The 1844-nt window shown below is 34.5% G+C and carries 3 protein-coding genes and 1 pseudogene; 1 reads left to right on the forward strand and 3 read right to left on the reverse strand.

The genetic code is table 11. From position 1 onward, the window contains the following. The coding region (locus tag EGI31_RS14845; RefSeq protein WP_255037961.1) for a hypothetical protein at positions 1 to 194 on the reverse strand (194 nt) is incomplete at its 3' end. Between the two features lie 120 nt (positions 195 to 314). Here EGI31_RS14845 and EGI31_RS14850 point away from each other — a divergent pair. Further along, complete coding sequence (locus tag EGI31_RS14850) at positions 315 to 878, forward strand: DJ-1/PfpI family protein (RefSeq protein WP_255037962.1); 564 nt, start codon at positions 315 to 317, stop codon at positions 876 to 878. Between the two features lie 77 nt (positions 879 to 955). On the opposite strand, the gene EGI31_RS14855 is transcribed toward EGI31_RS14850, so the two are convergent. Continuing rightward, on the reverse strand, positions 956 to 1645 hold the full coding sequence (locus tag EGI31_RS14855) for a hypothetical protein (protein WP_255037963.1): 690 nt from the start codon (positions 1643 to 1645) through the stop codon (positions 956 to 958). Between the two features lie 105 nt (positions 1646 to 1750). Then, positions 1751 to 1844, reverse strand: a pseudogene (locus EGI31_RS14860) (acetyltransferase); the annotation flags it as partial.

Raw genomic sequence — 1844 nt, forward strand, 5'->3', positions numbered from 1 at the left:
ACAGTCTGCCTTAATGTTTTGGGAAGTTTCAGTTGGGACGTGGCTTCGACAAGCTCAGCCTGACAGCGGTTGTCTCCCTGAGCTTGTCGAAAAGTGTCTCCCTGAGCTTGTTGAAGGGGCGTTTTGTTATATATTTGACATTTTTTATTAGATTGGTTACCCAAAAGTGCCATTGAGTTAGCAAGAGTTGACAACTTTCTAAAAGTTGTCAACTCTTAATATCTAAAACTCCGTTTACCCTATACAATCAACCATTAGCGGAACTTCATTTGGAATTTTTTATATTTGTTCTTTATTCAACCTAATTTAATACAATGTCAAAGAAAGGAAAAATTCTTATTATTACTGGTGATGCTGGCGAAGGTTACGAGTGTTTATATGGCAAACACCGCTTTGAAGAAGCTGGTTATGAGTCTGTTATTGCTGCACCAAGTGTAAAAAGGCTCAATTTGGTCATCCATGATTTTGAGCCGGGCTGGGATACTTATGTTGAAAAACCTGGGTATTTGGTGGAGTCTGACATTGCGTTTGATGATGTAAAAGTTGAAGAATATTTGGCCGTTTTGATTTTGGGTGGAAGAGCACCCGAGTTTTTACGACACAATGATAAAGTGATAGAAATTGTAAGAGCATTTGACAAAGCCGATAAATTTATCTTCTCTATTTGCCATGGAATTCAGATTCTCACGGCCGCTGGTTTGGTTAAAGGCAAAACTGTTACTTGCTACGAAAACGTACGTTTCGAAGTAGAAGCCTGTGGAGGCAATTTTGTAGGTAAAAACGAAGCTGTTAGAGACGGAAGATACGTTTCTGGTCAAACGTGGCAATCGCACCCAGATTTTTATAGAATGGTTTTTGAGTGTTTGGGGGAGGGGTGATAATAATAATAGGTAGTTGATTAGAAGGCCGATGGCATCCAATTCAAAGTCGGAAGACTAAGCATAGTTGAACTAACTTAATATAAGTAAGTGTTATTTATTGGTACCTTTTGCAAGGATATTTGCTTAATGTAAGAATTTTCGATTACCATCAGTTTTCTTTTTACAGCATCGAAAACCAAAACTTTGGCATCACTACTTTTTGCAATATAGTTGTTGGCTGAAATTACAATTATTTTATTGTCTAAAAGTTCAATTTGTCCATTAAACGTTCTTTTGTCAAAGAAATTTAATATTGCAATAGTTAATAAAAACATTGTTGTAGCTACTACGATTACATGCGTATTGAAAACTTTATGCTTCTTATTAGAAAGCCATTTAAAATACACTTTGTCTAAAACTAAGATACCAATTAGTAAAAGCCCGATGATGAACCACAAAACTAAAGAATGAGATATATTAATCACTTTAATAAATATCCATCCGGTACAAAAATATATACCCATGTAGTTATAAGACTTGTCCTCTGATAATTGGTATTTATGAAATCTTTCAATTATGAACATTATCAGTAAAATTATGAATATAAAATCACTGAAAAGCAAGCCCAAGGATTCTCCAATTATATCTTGAATTCCAAAGTACAACCAAATGTCTATTCCTTCAAAAGAATATAAATTCATTATGATAAATGACATTAATATGGTTATTAGAAATGAATACTCTGATAATTTTTTGATAATTTTGGCAATTTCTAGATGCTCCATTGAGATTTTCAGGTTTATTTACTAGCTATTCAGGTCCACACTTTGACCTATTCCCTACTTCAAAATAAGATAAAGAGGATTTTCAATTCGAAATTACAAACTTCTTCACTTCCCAACCGCCACAGCAGGGTTTCCAAAAACAGTTGCTTCTTCTTTTACGTCTTCAATGACAACAGAACCGGCACCAATTCGTGCGTTT

The organism is Lacihabitans soyangensis (assembly GCF_024343775.1).
GTDB lineage: Bacteria > Bacteroidota > Bacteroidia > Cytophagales > Spirosomataceae > Leadbetterella > Leadbetterella soyangensis.

What these genes read in the sequence shown, in the direction of transcription:
- EGI31_RS14855 (WP_255037963.1), bottom strand. Translation starts at nt 1,645, where the DNA reads ATGGAGCATCTAGAAATTGCCAAAATTATCAAAAAATTATCAGAGTAT.
- EGI31_RS14850 (WP_255037962.1), top strand. Translation starts at nt 315, where the DNA reads ATGTCAAAGAAAGGAAAAATTCTTATTATTACTGGTGATGCTGGCGAA.